Source organism: Thioclava sp. 'Guangxiensis', assembly GCF_045348365.1.
GTDB lineage: Bacteria > Pseudomonadota > Alphaproteobacteria > Rhodobacterales > Rhodobacteraceae > Thioclava > Thioclava kandeliae.
On the sequence record NZ_CP155823.1, the window covers coordinates 334,879 to 350,640 of the forward strand.

Here is a 15,762-nt window from a genome sequence, read left to right on the forward strand (position 1 = left end):
CCATCCGGCAACGGGTGGCGGCCTTTTCCTGTCTCGAGGCCTTCATAATGTCTTCCCTCTCTCCGGTTTCAGGCGCTGCTGCGGGCAAGCTGGGTCCGGCGGCCTGCATGCTCGCCATGTTCTCGGCGCTTCTGGGCAGCACCGCTCCAAGCCCGCTCTATCCGTTCTATATCGCGCATCTGAACCTGCCGCAGGTCATGGGCACGGCGATTTTCGCCACCTATGCCGTCGGCACGCTCTGCGCGCTGTTTCTGGCGGGCGCGATCGGTTCGAGCATCCGCGATCTGCGCTTCGTTCTGTGGCCGGGGTTGCTGATCACGGCATTGGGGGCGGCGATCTTCAGCCATCCCGACAGCCTGTGGACGCTGCTGACGGGGCGGTTCCTCAACGGCTTCGGCACGGGGCTGATCACTGGCACCGCCTCGACGGCGCTGTTCGAGCTGTCCCACCCCGACAAACGTGGCCGCGCGGCGATGTTTGCCACGCTGGCTTTCACGCTGGGCGCTGCGGGCGGACCGCTCCTGACGGCCACCTGCCTCGAACTGGGCCTCGCCGCCACCTCCCTGCCCTTCGTGATCATCGTGGGCCTTGCGGTCTTGGCGATGGTCGGGCTGAAACTGGCCGCATGGTCCCCGCGCGAGCCCCGCACGGGCGCAGGCGCGAAAGCCGCGTCGGGAGCGTCGCAGGGCGGACAACTCGGGCTCTATCTTCTGGCCTGTCTCGGCCTGACGGTCGCGTGGATGCTCGGCTCGCTCCTGATGGCGATCGGCACCGATCTGGGCCAGCGCGCCTACGCGATCCGCTCCGTCGGCCTGGCGGGCATGGTTCCGGCGCTGTTCCAGCTGTTTGGTGGTGTGGGTCAGGTATTCTGGGGCCGTTCACTGCCCCTGCGGACCCTGATCATCGGCATGATCGGGCTGGCGCTGGCGCAAAGCATCCTTCTTCTGGCGCTCCCCGGAGAACATGGCTGGATCATGCTGGCGATGATGCCGGTCTGCGGCTTTTTCTATGGCGCCGCCTTTGTCTCCGCGCTCGGCATCGCCACACAGGCCGCCCCGCCCGAAACCCGCGCGAACTGGATCTCGCGTTTCTATGTAGTGGGCTATCTGTCGAATGCCGTGCCAACCGTCGTGATGGGCGGGCTCATCGACCTGATCGGACTGTCACCGGCCTTCTTCTGGTTCGGGCTGGTTGTTATCGGGCTCGCCTGTCTGGGCGCGGCGCTGGCCCTGCAGTCCCGACGCGCGGCCCTCGCCGTTTGACCTCCCCTACTCCCGCGCCACATCACCTCCGAAACACCACCAGTCAGGACAGGCCCCGCATGCAGGCAAGACGGATCGTATCATGGCTCGCCATCGTTATCAGCGGCATCGCAGCGGGCGGAGTGCTGTCCTATTTCGGGGTGCCGGCAGGCTTGCTGATCGGGCCGATCGTCGCGGGGATGTGTTTCGGTCTGGCCGGATACAAAATGGCTTTCAACCGCGATTTGCGGGCTCTCGCACAAGGCGCGACGGGGGTTCTCATCGCCTCGAGCTACCGACCCGACACACTCGCGCGTCTGGGCGAGTTCTGGCCCGAGGCGCTGGCCAGCCTCTTTGCCACGATGGTCATCGCGATTGCGGCGGGGGTCGTTGTCGGACGGATGGGGCGCATCGCGAAAGAGGAGGCGATCTGGGGCTTCCTGCCGGGTATGGCCAGTGCCGTGATCGCCATCAGCGAGGAGCGCAACATGGATGCGCGGGCGGTGGCCATCATCCAGATCATCCGGATTCTGGTGGTGATCCTGTCGATGTCCGCTTTGGCGGCGGTCCTCCATATGACGGGGCTTGCCGATCCTGCACAAGCAGGGGCGGCGAAGGTCAGCCCGCATGGGCCCATCTGGATCCCCTGTATGCTGATCCTGCTGGCTCCGCTGTCGCAGAGGTTCATGCGCTTTGTTCCGGCGGGCGGATTGATGGTGCCGATGATCACCGCGATTGCGCTGAAATCTGCAGGCGTCAATGTGATCATGCCGCATGAGTTTCTGGTGGCGGCCTATCTCGTGATCGGCGCGCATGTGGGTCTGCGCTTCGACCGCCCGCTCCTGCGTCAGGCAGGCGCTGCCCTGCCCGCAATCATCGGGGCGGCCATCGTCATGGTGTTGTTGGGCGGCGGGGTCGGCTTCGCGCTTGCATGGGCGGTGGATGTCGACACGCTCAGCGGCGTGCTGGCTGCCGTTCCGGGCAGTATCGATGCCGTGGCCGCCCTGTCCTATTCCAGCGGCTCGGACATGTCCTTTGTCATGACCTTGCAGATCCTGCGGCTGTTTGTCGTGCTGATTGCGGGGCCACCTATGGCGTCATGGGCGGCCCGCCGCTTTGCGGTAAAACGCTAAACCCTTCAGTTCCAGGGGCTGTTCCGGTCACGGTGGCGGCCCACTTTGGGAAGCGAGCTGCCGCTGACATCATCGTCGTGCGACGGGGTTTGGAAAGGCTGGGCATGGACGGTCCGGCGGGACGCTGCGGGACGCTTCGTCCCGTTATCGCCCATCTGCGCGGCAAGTTCGCGCAGCGCCGCCACGCGGTTCTCGGTTGCAGGGTGCGTCGAGAACAGCTTGTCGCGCCCGCCCCCATGCAGCGGATTGATGATGAACATATGTGCCGTAGCGGGGTTGCGCTCGGCGGCAATATTATCGACCTGGGCCGCACCCTGCTGGATGCGTTCAAGCGCCGACGCGAGCCAAAGCGGATGGCCGCAGATCTGCGCCCCCTGCTTGTCGGCAGCGTATTCGCGCGTGCGCGAGATCGCCATCTGCACCAGCGAGGCCGCGAGAGGCGCGAGGAACATCATGGCCAATGTGCCCACGATCCCGAGCCGGTTCTCCTCTCGGTTACCACCGAAGAATAGCGCGAAATTCGCCAGCATCGAGATAGCACCGGCAAAGGTCGCGGTGATCGTCATGATTAGAATATCGCGGTTCTTGATATGTGCCAGTTCGTGGGCAATCACACCTGCCAGTTCCTCGCGCGAGAGCACCTGCATCAGACCCGAGCTGACAGCCACGGCCGCATTCTCGGGATTACGCCCCGTGGCAAACGCATTGGGCTGGGGGGTGTCGATGATATAGAGCGCGGGCATCGGCAGATCGGCGTTGCGCGCAAGCTCTGCCACCATCTCGTTCAGGCCGGACGGATCGCGCGGACCGATGGGCTGGGCGTTATGCATCCGCAGCACCATCTTGTCGGAATTCCAGTAGCTGAAGATGTTCATCGCCGCAGCAATCACGAAGGCGATGACCATCCCCGTGCTGCCACCCAAGAGATAGCCAAGCCCCAGAAACAGCGCCGTGACGGCAGCCATCAGCATAGCGGTTTTTACATATCCCATCGTCTCTTTCCTATTCCGGTTCTCATGCGAACGGTCCAACTGGATATAGGCAGCAAAATGCGATGTGCAATGTAGGCCGGGCCCGCCAGAAGACGGAAATGACACGGCAGTTCATAAGTCAGCTGTTGAATAAACCGCTAATTCAGGGTGGGTTTTCAAGCTGCTTAGACAGTAGGCAAAATTGGAAGAAGGGCAATCCGGACCCGGATCACCCTTCCTCACTGGAGATGCACATCAGTGATGTGCAACGGTCATGACAGAGCCGGAATTAGCGGCCCGTGCCAAGATAGGGGCGTGCGATCGGCGCGACGGTATTGCGCGAAGTGCCGGTTTCGATGAAGCGGGCTTCTTTCGCGTCATCCGCGCTCGAGAGCGAAACGAGTTCTGCCATCGAGTATTTCGATGCATCAACGCCGAGCTGCTCTGCCAGCTGGGCTTTACCTTGAGAAACCGAGGTATTTTCTTTTGCACGGTTCTCGTGGTTCAGGAAGTATTTTGCTTCCTGAACGTCACCGTTGATTTTTGCATCACGGATATTGGTCAGTTCCGCAGTGGTGAAATCGGCACCGTTCAGGCCCAGCTGAGCGGCGAGTTGCGCGTGGCCTGCGCCTTCGGCAGAAGCGAAACCTGCGGAAGCGGCAAGAACGATAGCGGCAGCAACGAGAGTGGTTTTCATAGTCATCTCCAAGTGAATACGGCTAACCAGTAGTGAACAAGATTAGCCGCCTAATTGATGACGTCCCTCTACGCCTGTGTGTTTCATCCGTAAATGACAGAAACACAGCACGCTAATGTTTATATTTGCACATTCACAATTTCGTCACAAAGCGAGCGATTCGAAATATATTAAGCGCCAATGATCGCGAGGCTTTTGGAGGCGCCGATCCGGCTGGCTCCCGCCGCGATCATCGCCAGCGCATCCTCCGTCGTCGAGACACCGCCCGAAGCCTTCACACCCATCTCCGGACCGACCGTTTTGCGCATGATCGAGATCGCCTCGATTGTCGCGCCGCCCGACGAGAAACCGGTAGAGGTCTTCACGAAATCCGCCCCTGCCTCCTTGGCCAGATGACAGCCCGTGGCGATCTGGCTTCCGGTCAGGAGGCATGTCTCGAGAATGACCTTGAGGCAAAGATCGCCACAGGCGGCCTTGACTGCGGCGATATCGGCACGCACCGCGTCCAGATGCCCGTCGATCAGATCGCCTACGGAGATCACCATATCGATCTCGGTCGCGCCCTGCGCGATTGCCCATTCCGTTTCGGCCACTTTCACAACGCTCGGAGAGGCTCCGAGCGGGAACCCCACAACGGTGCAGACCAGAACCCCGCTGCCTGCAAGCGCCTTGGCCGCGCGCGGGACATGGATGGAATTCACACAGACCGATTTGAACCCATGGCTGGCGGCCTCTGCGCAGAGCGCATCGATCTGGGCGGTGGTGACATCGGGCTTCAACGCGGTGTGATCGATATAGGCGGCGAGTTCGGCAGGCGTCATCATGTGTCTCCGTGATAGGATGGTCGCACAAGCCATGGCAGGCCGGAATGAAGGGGTCAACTCTGTGCAGGCACCGCATCAGCGTCCATCGGCGCATGACGCGGGAAGACCGGCCTGGCGTCGCAATCGATCTCGCGCGCCTTTGCCAGCAGCGCCTCACGCACCTCGTTGGCCGTCACAAGACCGGTATTCGGGTCGTCGCTCGGCACGAGGAACAGAACCTCCTGTCCCCAGATATCGTGGTTGGACACATAGACGCCGCGGCTATCGGGATCATCGCGTAGGCCATATTCGTCGAGAAGGCGGTGATAATATTCCCGGAGCGGCGTGACATCCGTCCGGTGATCAAGCCGCAGGATAACCTCGAACAGGGTAAAATGCTCCTGCATCGTCCAGTTCTCGAACGGCTCGGCCACGAAATCGACCACCGGCACCACGAGCCGTTTCCCCGTCCAGATGCGCAGCTGGACATAGGTGAAATTGATCCGCTCGACCGAGCATATATAATCGCGGAACAGGATCTTGTCGCCGATCCGCGCCGACTGGTTCATCGAGATCTGGAGCGAGGCCAGAATATTGGACAGGATATTGCGTGCGGCGAAGGCCAGAAGCAGACCGATCGTCCCCGCCGATGCCAGAAGCGAGATCCCGAGCGATTGCATGACGGAGGCCTCGTTGAGAACGATCCCCACGCCCACCATTGCGATCAGCACGATCCCCCCGCGCCTGAGCGCCGAGACCCGGGTGGCCATTGCGCGACGCAGTTCCTGCCCCTCGCCGATCGCACTGAGCTCGCCCCCATCGAAGGAGACCAGCCTCTCGATGATCACGTCGGCGATATTGACGATGAGCCACAGCACCGCCGCCACGATCCCGAAGACGGTCAGAGGCGACAAAATCGTGTCGATACGGCCCGAGAAGATAAAGAGCTTGTTGGAAATCAGCCCCATCGTCGCCGTCATGACCAGAAGGGTCACGGGGCCGCGTATCGCCACGAGGAAGGAACCGGGGGCGGCACGGCGGTCACGATGCATGCCGCGCGACAGGATCTTTTTGGTGACCCAGCCCATAAGGGCCGTGATCGCGATCGCCAGAGGCAAACCGATCGCCTCCCACCATTGCAGACCCCAGATCGCTTCCTGCCGCAAAACCGTAGGCAGGGCCTTCTCGAGCGCGGAGGGCGCGAACGCATCGCCGAGCGCGGGCAGATTATCCACCGTCTGGCGCGAGACCACCCAGACCGGCTCGCTGTTTTTCGGCTTGATCCGATTGATGCGGATCGGCACCGGCCGGTCGCCCAGATCGACATACCATAGCAGGATCGACCGGCGCGACTTGCCCGCCATCGGCGTCTCGGCCCCGCCGCGCTCGTTCATGCCATCGGGGCGGTCATAGAGCGCATACCAGTCGATGATGATCTTACGGTCCAGAAGAGTCTTGAAATCCCTTGCAAGCTCGGGGCCTCTGGTGCGCTGTTCCATCTCGCCGATATCCGACAGATCCAGCATATGCGCGGCGGCCAGCCAGTCGCCGTTATTGGCCTGAATGATGAAACTCTCCAGAGCCGAGCGCGGCGTAGTGCGGTCGATCTTGTCGGGTGTCGTGCCCAGCCCGCGATTGAGCGCATCGACCTGATACCATTCCTCGGAGGCCGCAGCTTCCTCTGCCTGCGCGCCGGGCGGTATGACCGCCAGACACCAGAACAGAAGAAGGGACAGCAGGGACGGGGCGCGGAGCGTGGCACGGATCATGCAAGGCAAACCGCCTGGATGACGCAGGGTTCCGGACGCCGTGTAAAAATCTCCACGGCTGGCATTTTGCCGCCGCCGGAGCTAGGCCTAGGCCGGAGCAAGGCAGGGGAGCTTTTACCGATGACACCCGAAACAACTGGCTGGATTGATAAATTCGAAGGCCTGAAGCAGCTGCCCGATGACATCCGCACGGCGCTGGTCGCGGGTAGCAAGGTGCTGACAGTCCCCGAAGGCACCGAGATTTTCGCTCCCGGTCAATCGGCGGACAATCTTCTGCTGCTGATCGAGGGGACGGTGCGGGTCCAGCAGAAATCCGATACGGGGCGCGAGGTGATCCTTTACCGCGTGAATGCAGGCGAGAGCTGTGTGCTGACCACCGCCTGCATGCTGGCTTTCGAGGATTATGCCGCCGATGGTGTCGCCGAGACCGAGGTCACAGCGGTGGCCATTCCGCGCGCGACCTTTGATGATCTGGCGGGCCGCTCGCCCCTTTTCCGCGAATTCGTCTTTAAGGCCTATTCGCGCCGGATCACCGATCTCTTCACACTGATCAACGATATCGTCTTCCAGCGCATGGATGTGCGGCTTGCGCAGCGGCTTCTGGAACTGGCCGATGAGCGCGACACCATCCGCGCCACCCATCAGGCGCTGGCCAACGAACTGGGCACCGCTCGCGAGGTGATCTCGCGCACCCTCTCGGAATTCCACCGTCGCGGCTGGATAGAGCAGGCGCGCGGCGAGGTCCGGCTGACCGGCAAGACCGGGCTCGAGCGCCTTGTAAAAGCCGCAGGCCTGCTCTGAGTGCGAAACCAACCATAGCCCGTATGTGACGAAGTCACCGTGCATCTCCCTCCATCCGGTATAAACCTTTCTCACGACCCATCGGGAGACCAGAATGCCGAACGATACAGGACGCTGTGGTATTGATGCCTTTCTGCGGTTCCCGCCTTCACCGGCCTGCGGCCTGCTGGTATCGTGCAGAGGCGCGCCCTCCCCGTCGCACCGGTCTTAGGTGTGACACCAGCCACCGGGTTCTGCCCGGTCCATATATTCATCGGCATCCGCCCCTCCCGCGGAAAGCCCCCAGTCCTTCGCTCAAGGAGTTCCGAGCATGATCTACACGACCGACATGTCCGTCCAGCCTGTGGTCAAAGGGTTCTTCGACCCTGCGACCAACACGATCAGCTATATCGTCAAAGATCCGGGCAGCATGGCCTGCGCGATCATCGATAGCGTGATGGATATCGACTATGCGGCAGGACGGATCAGCTATGACCATGCCGACGAGCTGATCGCCTATATCGAGGCCGAAGGGCTGCTGCTCGAATGGCTGATCGAGACCCATGTCCATGCCGACCACCTGTCGGCCGCCCCCTATATCCAGAAGAAACTGGGCGGCAAGCTGGGCATCGGACGTCAGATCACCGTGGTGCAGGATACGTTCGGCAAGGTCTTCAATGAAGGCACCGAGTTCCAGCGCGACGGCTCGCAATTCGACAGGCTGTTCGATGACGGCGATGTCTATCATGTCGGCGGCATGCGTTGTTTCGCCATGCACACGCCAGGCCATACGCCCGCCTGCATGGTGCATGTAATGGGGAACGCGGCCTTCGTGGGGGATACGCTCTTCATGCCCGATGGCGGCTCGGCACGTGCCGATTTTCCGGGTGGGGATGCGGGCATCCTTTATGACAGTATCCAGAAGGTTCTCTCCCTGCCCGCAGAGATGCGTCTGTTCATGTGCCACGATTACGGCCCGAATGGCCGCGAGATCCGCTGGGAAACCACCGTGGCCGAAGAGAGGGCGCATAACATCCATGTTGGGGAGGGCCGGACGAAGGAGGAGTTCGTCAAATTCCGCACCGAGCGCGACGCACAGTTGGCCATGCCCAAGCTCATCATCCCTTCCCTGCAGGTCAATATGCGCGGCGGCGACCTGCCGCCCGCCGATACCGATGGCAAGCGCTACCTGAAAGTGCCCCTGAACGGGCTCTGAGCAGGTCCGCAGTCAGGGGGCGGGCACCGACCCGCCCCTAAAGACCATCTCCCAGGAGGAAGAGCTTTGGAAAAGCATGAACTGGCCACGGGTCTGTCCGTCGGTCCGCAGATCACCATATCCGATGTGCAGACGCTCGCGGCGGCAGGTTTCCGTTCGATCATCTGCAACCGCCCTGATGCCGAGGGCGCGGACCAGCCGGGCCATGAGGAGATCGCCCGCGCGGCACAGGAGCAGGAGATGGAGTTCCGCTATCTGTCGGTCACCCCCGGCATGGTGACGCAGGAGGATGCCAGTGCCTTTGCCGCAGCGCTGACCGCCCTGCCCGGCCCCGTCTTCGCCTATTGCCGCACCGGCACACGGTCGACCACGCTCTGGTCACTGTCGCAGGCCAAGGACCGCTCGCTGACCGATATTCTCGCCCGTGCCAAGGCCGCAGGCTACGACATGAACGGCGTCGCTCGCCGGATTGCCAATGGCGGCAAGACGCCCACCGATACGGGCGATGCGAAATATCAGGTGGTGATCGTGGGCGCGGGAGCCGGCGGCCTTTCGGTTGCGGCAAGCCTGAAGGCGCGGCGCAGCGACCTTGAGGTCGCTATCATCGACCCCGCCGATATCCATTACTATCAGCCCGGTTGGACGATGGTCGGCGGTGGTATCTTTGAACCTTCGAAAACCGCCAAAACCATGGGGAGCCTGATCCCCAAAGGCGTCACATGGATCAAGGCCGCCGTGGCCGCTTTCGAGCCCGAGAAGAACGCCGTGATTCTCGATGGTTGCCGCGTTGTGAAATATGACCGCCTTGTGGTCTGCCCCGGACTGAAGCTCGACTGGGCGGGGATCGAGGGGCTCGAAGAGACCCTTGGCCGCAATGGCGTGACCTCGAATTACCGCTATGATCTGGCACCCTATACATGGCAGCTGGTATCCTCGACGACCGAGGGGCGCGCGCTTTTCACCCAGCCCCCGATGCCCATCAAATGCGCCGGAGCGCCGCAAAAGGCGATGTATCTTTCGGGCGATGCGTGGTTCAAACGCGGCGTTCTGAAAAATATCGACATCCAGTTCATGAATGCCGGCGGCGTGCTTTTCGGGGTGAAGGACTATGTCCCTGCCCTGATGGAATATGTCGAGAAATATGACGCCACGCTGAATTTCTTCCATAAACTGGTCTCTATCGACGGCTCCGCCAAAACGGCCACCTTCGAGGTCATCAGACCCGACAGCGAAAAACAGATCCTCACCACCGATTTCGACATGATCCATGTGGTGCCGCCGCAAACCGCGCCGGATTTCATCCGCGTCTCGCCTCTGGCGGATGCGGCGGGCTGGGTCGATGTGGATCAGGCCACGCTGCGCCATAAGACCTATGACAATATCTGGTCCTTGGGCGATGTGATGAACGCCCCCAACGCCAAGACGGCGGCGGCCGCGCGCAAACAGGCGCCGACCGTGGCCGAGAACATCATGGCCGATATCGCGGGCCAATCGGCACGGGCACAATATGACGGCTATGGCTCCTGCCCGCTGACGGTCGAGCGTGGCCGGATCGTGCTGGCCGAATTCGGATATGGCGGCGTGCTCAAACCCTCCTTCCCGAAATGGCTGCTCGATGGCACGCAACCCACACGTGCGGCCTGGCTTCTGAAGGAACGCCTGCTGCCGCCGATCTACTGGAAAGCAATGCTGCGCGGCCATGAATGGATGGCCAAACCCGAAGCGGCCTCCGCCAAGGCCGATTGACCCTTGCCCAGATCACGGGCCGCAAGACGGCCCGTGGCCCCTTTCAGGATAGGCCCGCACATGCCCTCTCTCTCCCGTTATCTGCCGATTTTGGACTGGGGTCGCCGCTATGACCGCGACGCATTTTCCAATGACCTGATCGCCGCGCTCATCGTGACCATCATGCTGATCCCGCAATCGCTGGCCTATGCGATGCTGGCGGGGCTGCCACCCGAGGCGGGGATCTATGCCTCCATCGCGCCGATCCTCCTCTATGCGATCTTCGGCACCAGCCGCGCGCTGGCGGTGGGGCCCGTGGCCGTGGTCTCGCTGATGACGGCAGCGGCCATCGGCCAGATCGTGCAGACAGGCACGGCGGGCTATGCGGCGGCGGCCCTCACCCTCGCCCTCCTGTCGGGACTGATGCTGCTGGCGCTCGGCCTGTTCCGGTTGGGCTTTATCGCCAATTTTCTCAGCCATCCGGTCATTGCGGGCTTCATCACCGCCTCCGGTCTCCTGATTGCCACAAGCCAGCTGAAACATATTCTGGGTATCAAGGCGGGCGGAGCGACCCTGCCGGAAATGGTGCTTTCGATCATCGGGCATCTGGGGCAGATCAATCCGGTCACTCTGGCGATCGGCGTGCTGACTACGGCCTTCCTGTTCTGGGTCCGCAAGGGGCTGAAGCCCATGCTCCGGCGCCTGGGCCTCGGGCCCCGCATGGCCGATATCCTGACCAAAGCCGGTCCGGTCGCGGCCGTGGTGGTGACAACGGGGCTCACATGGGGGCTCGGGCTGAAGGCGCATGGGGTGGCGATCGTCGGCTCTGTCCCGCAAAGCCTGCCGCCGCTGACCCTGCCCGACCTCTCGCCCGAGCTGATCGGGCAGCTCCTCCTGCCCGCGCTGCTGATCTCGATCATCGGCTTTGTGGAATCGGTCTCGGTCGCGCAGACGCTGGCTGCCAAAAAACGCCAGCGCATCAGCCCCGATCAGGAGCTTATCGGCCTTGGCGCGGCCAATATCGGCGCCGCCTTTACCGGCGGCTATCCGGTCACGGGCGGCTTCGCGCGTTCGGTGGTGAATTTCGATGCCGGCGCCGAAACCCCCGCCGCAGGGGCCTTTACCGCCATCGGCCTCGGGATCGCGGCCATCGCCTTGACGCCGCTTGTCTATTTCCTGCCCGATGCCACCCTTGCCGCTACGATCATCGTTGCCGTGCTCGGCCTCGTGGACATTTCTATCCTCAAAAAGACATGGGCCTATTCCCGCAAGGATTTCGCCGCTGTGCTGGTCACCATCGTGCTCACACTGGCCGCGGGCGTCGAGATCGGCGTCGCGACAGGCGTCATCCTGTCGATTGTCATACATCTTCTCCATACATCCAGACCGCATATCGCCGAGGTGGGGCTGGTCCCCGGCACGGAGCATTTCCGCAATATCCATCGTCACGAGGTCATCACCCATCCCGATCTGCTGACATTGCGCATCGACGAAAGCCTCTATTTCGTGAATGCCCGTTTCCTCGAGGATTATATCCAGGACCGGCTGACGCGCGCGCCCCGGATCCGCAATGTCGTTCTGATGTTCTCGGCGGTCAACAGCGTCGATTTCTCGGCGCTCGAAAGCCTCGAAGCGATCAACCACCTGCTGAAAGACCGCAATATCGGCCTGCATCTGAGCGAGGTGAAAGGCCCCGTGATGGACCGGTTGAAAACGGCGCATTTCCTGTCGGAGCTGAACGGGCAGGTTTTCCTCTCGCAATATCACGCTTGGCAGATGCTGACGCGGCAGAACATGGAGCGGATTTGCCCGACAGGGAGCTGAAAGCGGAAATCGTTCCTGGGCAACCCACTCAAAAACATGATGATATTTCATCCGGCTTTAACGGCATGTTTATCGAAAATATCTCTTGCAGCTTCGCAAACCTGCCGCTAGAAGCAGCGCATGGCGGGCGGTTAGCTCAGTTGGTAGAGCGCTTCGTTTACACCGAAGATGTCGGGGGTTCGAGTCCCTCACCGCCCACCACTTCCCAGCTAAAAGTCAATAAATATATAGATTTGGTCGTTAAGTGTCCCACGGACAAAACGAGCATGGGACACTTCCGTTGATTGCGTAGGTTCGGGCTAAGCCCAACCCTCATAAGCGGCACAATTGCCGCGGCGTCGTTTCTTGAAGCGCCCGCTACCCCTTGTTAGGCGGCATCCTCGCCACCATCGCGCGCAGCTATGCGGAGTTCCTGCCGATCCATGTATCCGTATAGTCGGGCTGAAACGTCAGCAAATGCTTGTTGCTTGGAGCCGCCGCCCACATACAGGAAGGATATTTCATGCGTTTTCTAGCAGTTATTGCGATGCTTCTGGCATTCGTTCCGGCAGCTTCGGCGGAGGTCTCCATTTCAATCGGCCTCGATTCCTACGACGTATCAATGCGTACGCTAAGATACGAATGCGACGATGGGCAGGCTTTCCTCGTACAATACATCACTTCAGAAACCAACGCGCTAGCGCTCTTGCCCGTGGAGGGAGATCGTCGTGTATTCGTCAACGTGGTTTCAGCCTCAGGCGCCCGTTACATGTCCGGGCAGTACGAATGGTGGACGGCGGGCGAGCACGCTACCCTGAGCGATCTCATCAAGGACAAACCCCTGCTTCAATGCAAATCACCCAGCGAGTGAAGTGGGGGTGATAAGGCCCGAGCGACAGATTACCCCATAAATCCCCCAACGCTGGCTCATATCGGACATACGGCGGCGCGGCGAACTACTGCCCGAGTGCTCCGTCACTTGCGGCCCTGTCCGGACATTCGCCGAGCTGGCTCCGCTGGAGCGCAGCTTCCCCAAACCGGCCGTCCGTGGCATCATGCAGCAAGGCTTGGCACGCTAAGGTCAGCAATGCGGACTTTGCGATCTTTCGCTGCGGGTGAACCAATGCCTGCTTTGGCAAAGTGAAAGCTGTCTTGACAAAGTCTAGAATATCTATATATTTCGATATATGGACATTGAAAAGTCAATCTCAGCGCTGAACAATCCGATGCGCCGCAGGATTCTGGAATGGCTCAAGGACCGTTCCAACTTCCCTCCCGCGCTACCGGGCCACGAAGATCTTGAAGGTGTTTGTGTTGCATACATTCAGGAGAAGGCGAAACTGTCTCAGTCCACAATCTCGAACTACATGGGATTGCTGAAACAAGCTGGATTTGTGAAGGCAGAACGCCACGGCCAGTGGACGTTCTACCGGCGCGATGAAGAGAACATTCAAGCGTTCCTCGCGGCAGTCCAAGACGAACTTCTGAAAACGTAGCTTACAGATAGGGCGACCTGACCGGTCGAGCCATGTCAATGTGAAACCATATATCGAGATATTGCGATTGAAGGTGGGCATGAATAAGATTGGCAATGATGCGAAGAATCTGTTGGGACAACCACTGGACCTGCCCTGTGGTGTGCGGCTGAAGAACCGCCTTGTAAAATCTGCCATGTCCGACTCCCTTGGTGATGGCGCGGGCAATCCCACCGAGATGCAAATGCGCTTGTATGAACGATGGGCCGAAGGAGGTGCAGCGCTATCGCTGATCGGTGAGGTGCAGACAAATTCCCACTATCCGGAAAAACCCGGCAATCTCGTGCTGGTGCCAGACGCAGACCTGACTGCACTGAAAGCATTGGCGAGGCGCGGATCGGTCAATGGTTCAAGCATTTGGCCACAGCTTGGTCACGCGGGTGCATTGGCGCATGCGCCAATCAGCGAACCGAAAGGGCCTTCTCCCCTTGATGTCGAAGGACTTCGCTGTGACGGCATGTCATTGGAGGACATTCAGGACCTGCCCCAAACCTACGCACAAGCGGCGAGCCTCGCACAGAAAGCTGGATTTGGCGGCGTTCAGATCCATGCCGGTCACGGGTTTCTGTTCAGCCAGTTTCTGTCCCCCCTGTTCAACCATCGGGCAGATGCCTATGGCGGTACAGTCGAACGGCGTTTCCGCGTGATCAATGAGGTTATCGACGCGGTTCGACAGGCAGTCGGACCTGCCTATCCGATCGGCATCAAGATCAACTCGACCGACAAGCTTAAAGGTGGCTTGACGACGGACGATGCGTTGCAGATCGTTCAATTGCTCGACGAAACATCTGTGGACCTGATTGATATCAGCGGAGGCACCTATTTCCCTGGCGCTGCATCAAGCTCAGAAGGGACGTCCTCTTCCGCCCCCTACTTCATCGACTTCGCCAAACAGGCAAAGAAGATTACGTCCATTCCGATCATGCTGACGGGCGGATTTGAGACTAGGGATCAAGCAACAAGAGTTTTGGTAGATGGGTCTGCCGATGCGATCAGTCTTGCCCGCGCAATGGTGCTGAACGCGTCTCTCGCCAATATGTGGTTAAGCGATGCGGGCGGTGATCCCGAATTCCCGACATTCAATGCCCCGCCGCGAGGTGGTGTAACGGCTTGGTACTCAATGCGCCTGACAGCGCTTGGTGAAGACCGTGAAGAGAAGTTTGTTCTCAGCCCTGCCGAGGCCTTGGACGCTTACGACAAACGGGATACGCAACGCTGTGAGACTTGGCGCAATCGGTTCAGTTGAAGTAAGCAGCCATTCGACGCTCCGCAGCATGTTGATAAGGATGGGCTCGAAGCGGTCATGCGGCGGTTTAGCTGCGACGGCTCAATCTGTGTTGAGATTGTGAGGGGTTCCGCCGGAAGAACGAGTTCCGAGCTTTCCCTATAATCACGCTTCAGGCTTCTTGGGGTTAAAGTAGCTGGCGTTCCGCCTCGAATACTCGTGCTTGAGAAAATTTGAGAGCTTTAACCTTCAAATCCGCAGCATCAATCGCAGATTTTAATCGATCGCTGAAAAAGTATGTGCTTCCAAGATTCGGATCGCACCAAATATCCGCCCCTTCACCAGCAGATGCCGACACGGCCGGTACATCAAGATCGTTTATAGGTTCCCACTTAGCATCCGGCCGTGGCTCGGTTTCTCGGCGCAAAATAGGCCTTTCTATATTCTCTGATAACTCCGGTATCAAAGCGTCTTTGGTCCCATAGACGTTCATGACAAAGTGGTTGGGCAGCCCCGAAGGCGCGCCGTTCAAGTCGGCTAGAATTGGCACCTCGAATAGTTGCACGCCAGTCATATCAAACTGTACGAGGACATCCCGCAGCGCCTGAGAAATAACCTGAAGACCGTCGATTGTTAAAAACGCATCTCGCGCGACCGATGGCACTTTCCTATGACGTCTGAAGTAGAGGAATTGCGGTTTGGCTTTGGCATCTACTTTTTTGTGTAAGTACTGGAAAGCATCGATGAATTCGATCTTGTTTTCGTTATGACAGGACCAGTCAAACGAAACGATATCCAGAAACCTTGGAAAGCGAGAGATCCAAATTTTTGGCTCTTCCACCTGGCACCAGTCGGTCATTCCTG

At 60.1% G+C, this 15,762-nt stretch carries 14 protein-coding genes and 1 tRNA gene; 10 read left to right on the plus strand and 5 right to left on the minus strand.

Going from position 1 to position 15,762, the window contains the following annotated elements; translation table 11 throughout:
* Positions 1–47: 47 nt before the first annotated feature.
* Positions 48–1,262 carry an MFS transporter gene (locus ABEB22_RS15050; RefSeq protein WP_349295761.1) on the plus strand — a complete coding sequence of 405 codons (1,215 nt, stop codon included), beginning with the start codon at positions 48–50 and terminating at the stop codon, positions 1,260–1,262.
* Between the two features lie 59 nt (positions 1,263–1,321).
* Positions 1,322–2,374 carry an AbrB family transcriptional regulator gene (locus ABEB22_RS15055; protein WP_349295762.1) on the plus strand — a complete coding sequence of 351 codons (1,053 nt, stop codon included), beginning with the start codon at positions 1,322–1,324 and terminating at the stop codon, positions 2,372–2,374.
* Between the two features lie 5 nt (positions 2,375–2,379).
* Here ABEB22_RS15055 and htpX read toward each other — a convergent pair whose 3' ends face one another.
* From htpX to ABEB22_RS15075, 4 genes are all read right to left on the minus strand, one after another.
* Positions 2,380–3,366: a zinc metalloprotease HtpX gene (gene htpX, locus ABEB22_RS15060; RefSeq protein ID WP_349295763.1), complete on the minus strand. Its 987-nt coding sequence runs from the start codon at positions 3,364–3,366 to the stop codon at positions 2,380–2,382.
* 268 nt (positions 3,367–3,634) lie between these two features.
* The gene (locus ABEB22_RS15065; protein WP_339115066.1) at positions 3,635–4,042 is read right to left on the minus strand and encodes a hypothetical protein; all 408 of its coding nucleotides are present in this window, start codon (positions 4,040–4,042) and stop codon (positions 3,635–3,637) included.
* A 170-nt stretch (positions 4,043–4,212) separates the two neighbouring features.
* On the minus strand, positions 4,213–4,866 hold the full coding sequence (gene deoC, locus ABEB22_RS15070; RefSeq protein ID WP_349295764.1) for a deoxyribose-phosphate aldolase: 654 nt from the start codon (positions 4,864–4,866) through the stop codon (positions 4,213–4,215).
* A gap of 53 nt (positions 4,867–4,919) precedes the next feature.
* Entirely contained in the window at positions 4,920–6,614 is a 1,695-nt protein-coding gene (locus tag ABEB22_RS15075) for a mechanosensitive ion channel domain-containing protein (protein WP_349295765.1), read from the minus strand.
* A gap of 120 nt (positions 6,615–6,734) precedes the next feature.
* On the opposite strand from ABEB22_RS15075, the gene ABEB22_RS15080 reads away from it, so the two are divergent.
* The 8 genes from ABEB22_RS15080 to ABEB22_RS15115 all read left to right on the plus strand — a co-directional run bounded on the left by ABEB22_RS15080 (position 6,735) and on the right by ABEB22_RS15115 (position 14,919).
* Complete coding sequence (locus ABEB22_RS15080; protein WP_339115069.1) at positions 6,735–7,415, plus strand: Crp/Fnr family transcriptional regulator; 681 nt, start codon at positions 6,735–6,737, stop codon at positions 7,413–7,415.
* A gap of 310 nt (positions 7,416–7,725) precedes the next feature.
* Positions 7,726–8,610, plus strand: coding sequence for an MBL fold metallo-hydrolase (locus ABEB22_RS15085; protein WP_339115070.1), 885 nt, complete (start codon positions 7,726–7,728; stop codon positions 8,608–8,610).
* Between the two features lie 66 nt (positions 8,611–8,676).
* Positions 8,677–10,356 (plus strand): TIGR01244 family sulfur transferase, encoded by a 1,680-nt coding sequence (locus tag ABEB22_RS15090; RefSeq protein ID WP_349295766.1) that lies wholly within the window; start codon positions 8,677–8,679, stop codon positions 10,354–10,356.
* Between the two features lie 60 nt (positions 10,357–10,416).
* Positions 10,417–12,159 carry a sulfate permease gene (locus ABEB22_RS15095; RefSeq protein WP_349295767.1) on the plus strand — a complete coding sequence of 581 codons (1,743 nt, stop codon included), beginning with the start codon at positions 10,417–10,419 and terminating at the stop codon, positions 12,157–12,159.
* Between the two features lie 125 nt (positions 12,160–12,284).
* Positions 12,285–12,360, plus strand: a tRNA-Val gene (locus ABEB22_RS15100).
* Between the two features lie 301 nt (positions 12,361–12,661).
* Positions 12,662–13,009 (plus strand): MliC family protein, encoded by a 348-nt coding sequence (locus tag ABEB22_RS15105; RefSeq protein ID WP_349295768.1) that lies wholly within the window; start codon positions 12,662–12,664, stop codon positions 13,007–13,009.
* Between the two features lie 316 nt (positions 13,010–13,325).
* Positions 13,326–13,634, plus strand: coding sequence for a metalloregulator ArsR/SmtB family transcription factor (locus ABEB22_RS15110; protein WP_349295769.1), 309 nt, complete (start codon positions 13,326–13,328; stop codon positions 13,632–13,634).
* Between the two features lie 79 nt (positions 13,635–13,713).
* Positions 13,714–14,919 carry an oxidoreductase gene (locus tag ABEB22_RS15115; RefSeq protein ID WP_406871192.1) on the plus strand — a complete coding sequence of 402 codons (1,206 nt, stop codon included), beginning with the start codon at positions 13,714–13,716 and terminating at the stop codon, positions 14,917–14,919.
* Positions 14,920–15,085: 166 nt separating this feature from the next.
* On the opposite strand, the gene ABEB22_RS15120 is transcribed toward ABEB22_RS15115, so the two are convergent.
* Positions 15,086–15,757 carry an imm11 family protein gene (locus ABEB22_RS15120; RefSeq protein WP_349295771.1) on the minus strand — a complete coding sequence of 224 codons (672 nt, stop codon included), beginning with the start codon at positions 15,755–15,757 and terminating at the stop codon, positions 15,086–15,088.
* Positions 15,758–15,762: the final 5 nt, after the last annotated feature.

Coding starts and splice junctions, on each gene's coding strand:
- ABEB22_RS15050 (WP_349295761.1), top strand. CDS start 48: ATGTCTTCCCTCTCTCCGGTTTCAGGCGCTGCTGCGGGCAAGCTGGGT.
- ABEB22_RS15055 (WP_349295762.1), top strand. CDS start 1,322: ATGCAGGCAAGACGGATCGTATCATGGCTCGCCATCGTTATCAGCGGC.
- htpX (WP_349295763.1), bottom strand. CDS start 3,366: ATGGGATATGTAAAAACCGCTATGCTGATGGCTGCCGTCACGGCGCTG.
- ABEB22_RS15065 (WP_339115066.1), bottom strand. CDS start 4,042: ATGAAAACCACTCTCGTTGCTGCCGCTATCGTTCTTGCCGCTTCCGCA.
- deoC (WP_349295764.1), bottom strand. CDS start 4,866: ATGATGACGCCTGCCGAACTCGCCGCCTATATCGATCACACCGCGTTG.
- ABEB22_RS15075 (WP_349295765.1), bottom strand. CDS start 6,614: ATGATCCGTGCCACGCTCCGCGCCCCGTCCCTGCTGTCCCTTCTTCTG.
- ABEB22_RS15080 (WP_339115069.1), top strand. CDS start 6,735: ATGACACCCGAAACAACTGGCTGGATTGATAAATTCGAAGGCCTGAAG.
- ABEB22_RS15085 (WP_339115070.1), top strand. CDS start 7,726: ATGATCTACACGACCGACATGTCCGTCCAGCCTGTGGTCAAAGGGTTC.
- ABEB22_RS15095 (WP_349295767.1), top strand. CDS start 10,417: ATGCCCTCTCTCTCCCGTTATCTGCCGATTTTGGACTGGGGTCGCCGC.
- ABEB22_RS15105 (WP_349295768.1), top strand. CDS start 12,662: ATGCGTTTTCTAGCAGTTATTGCGATGCTTCTGGCATTCGTTCCGGCA.
- ABEB22_RS15110 (WP_349295769.1), top strand. CDS start 13,326: ATGGACATTGAAAAGTCAATCTCAGCGCTGAACAATCCGATGCGCCGC.
- ABEB22_RS15115 (WP_406871192.1), top strand. CDS start 13,714: ATGAATAAGATTGGCAATGATGCGAAGAATCTGTTGGGACAACCACTG.
- ABEB22_RS15120 (WP_349295771.1), bottom strand. CDS start 15,757: ATGACCGACTGGTGCCAGGTGGAAGAGCCAAAAATTTGGATCTCTCGC.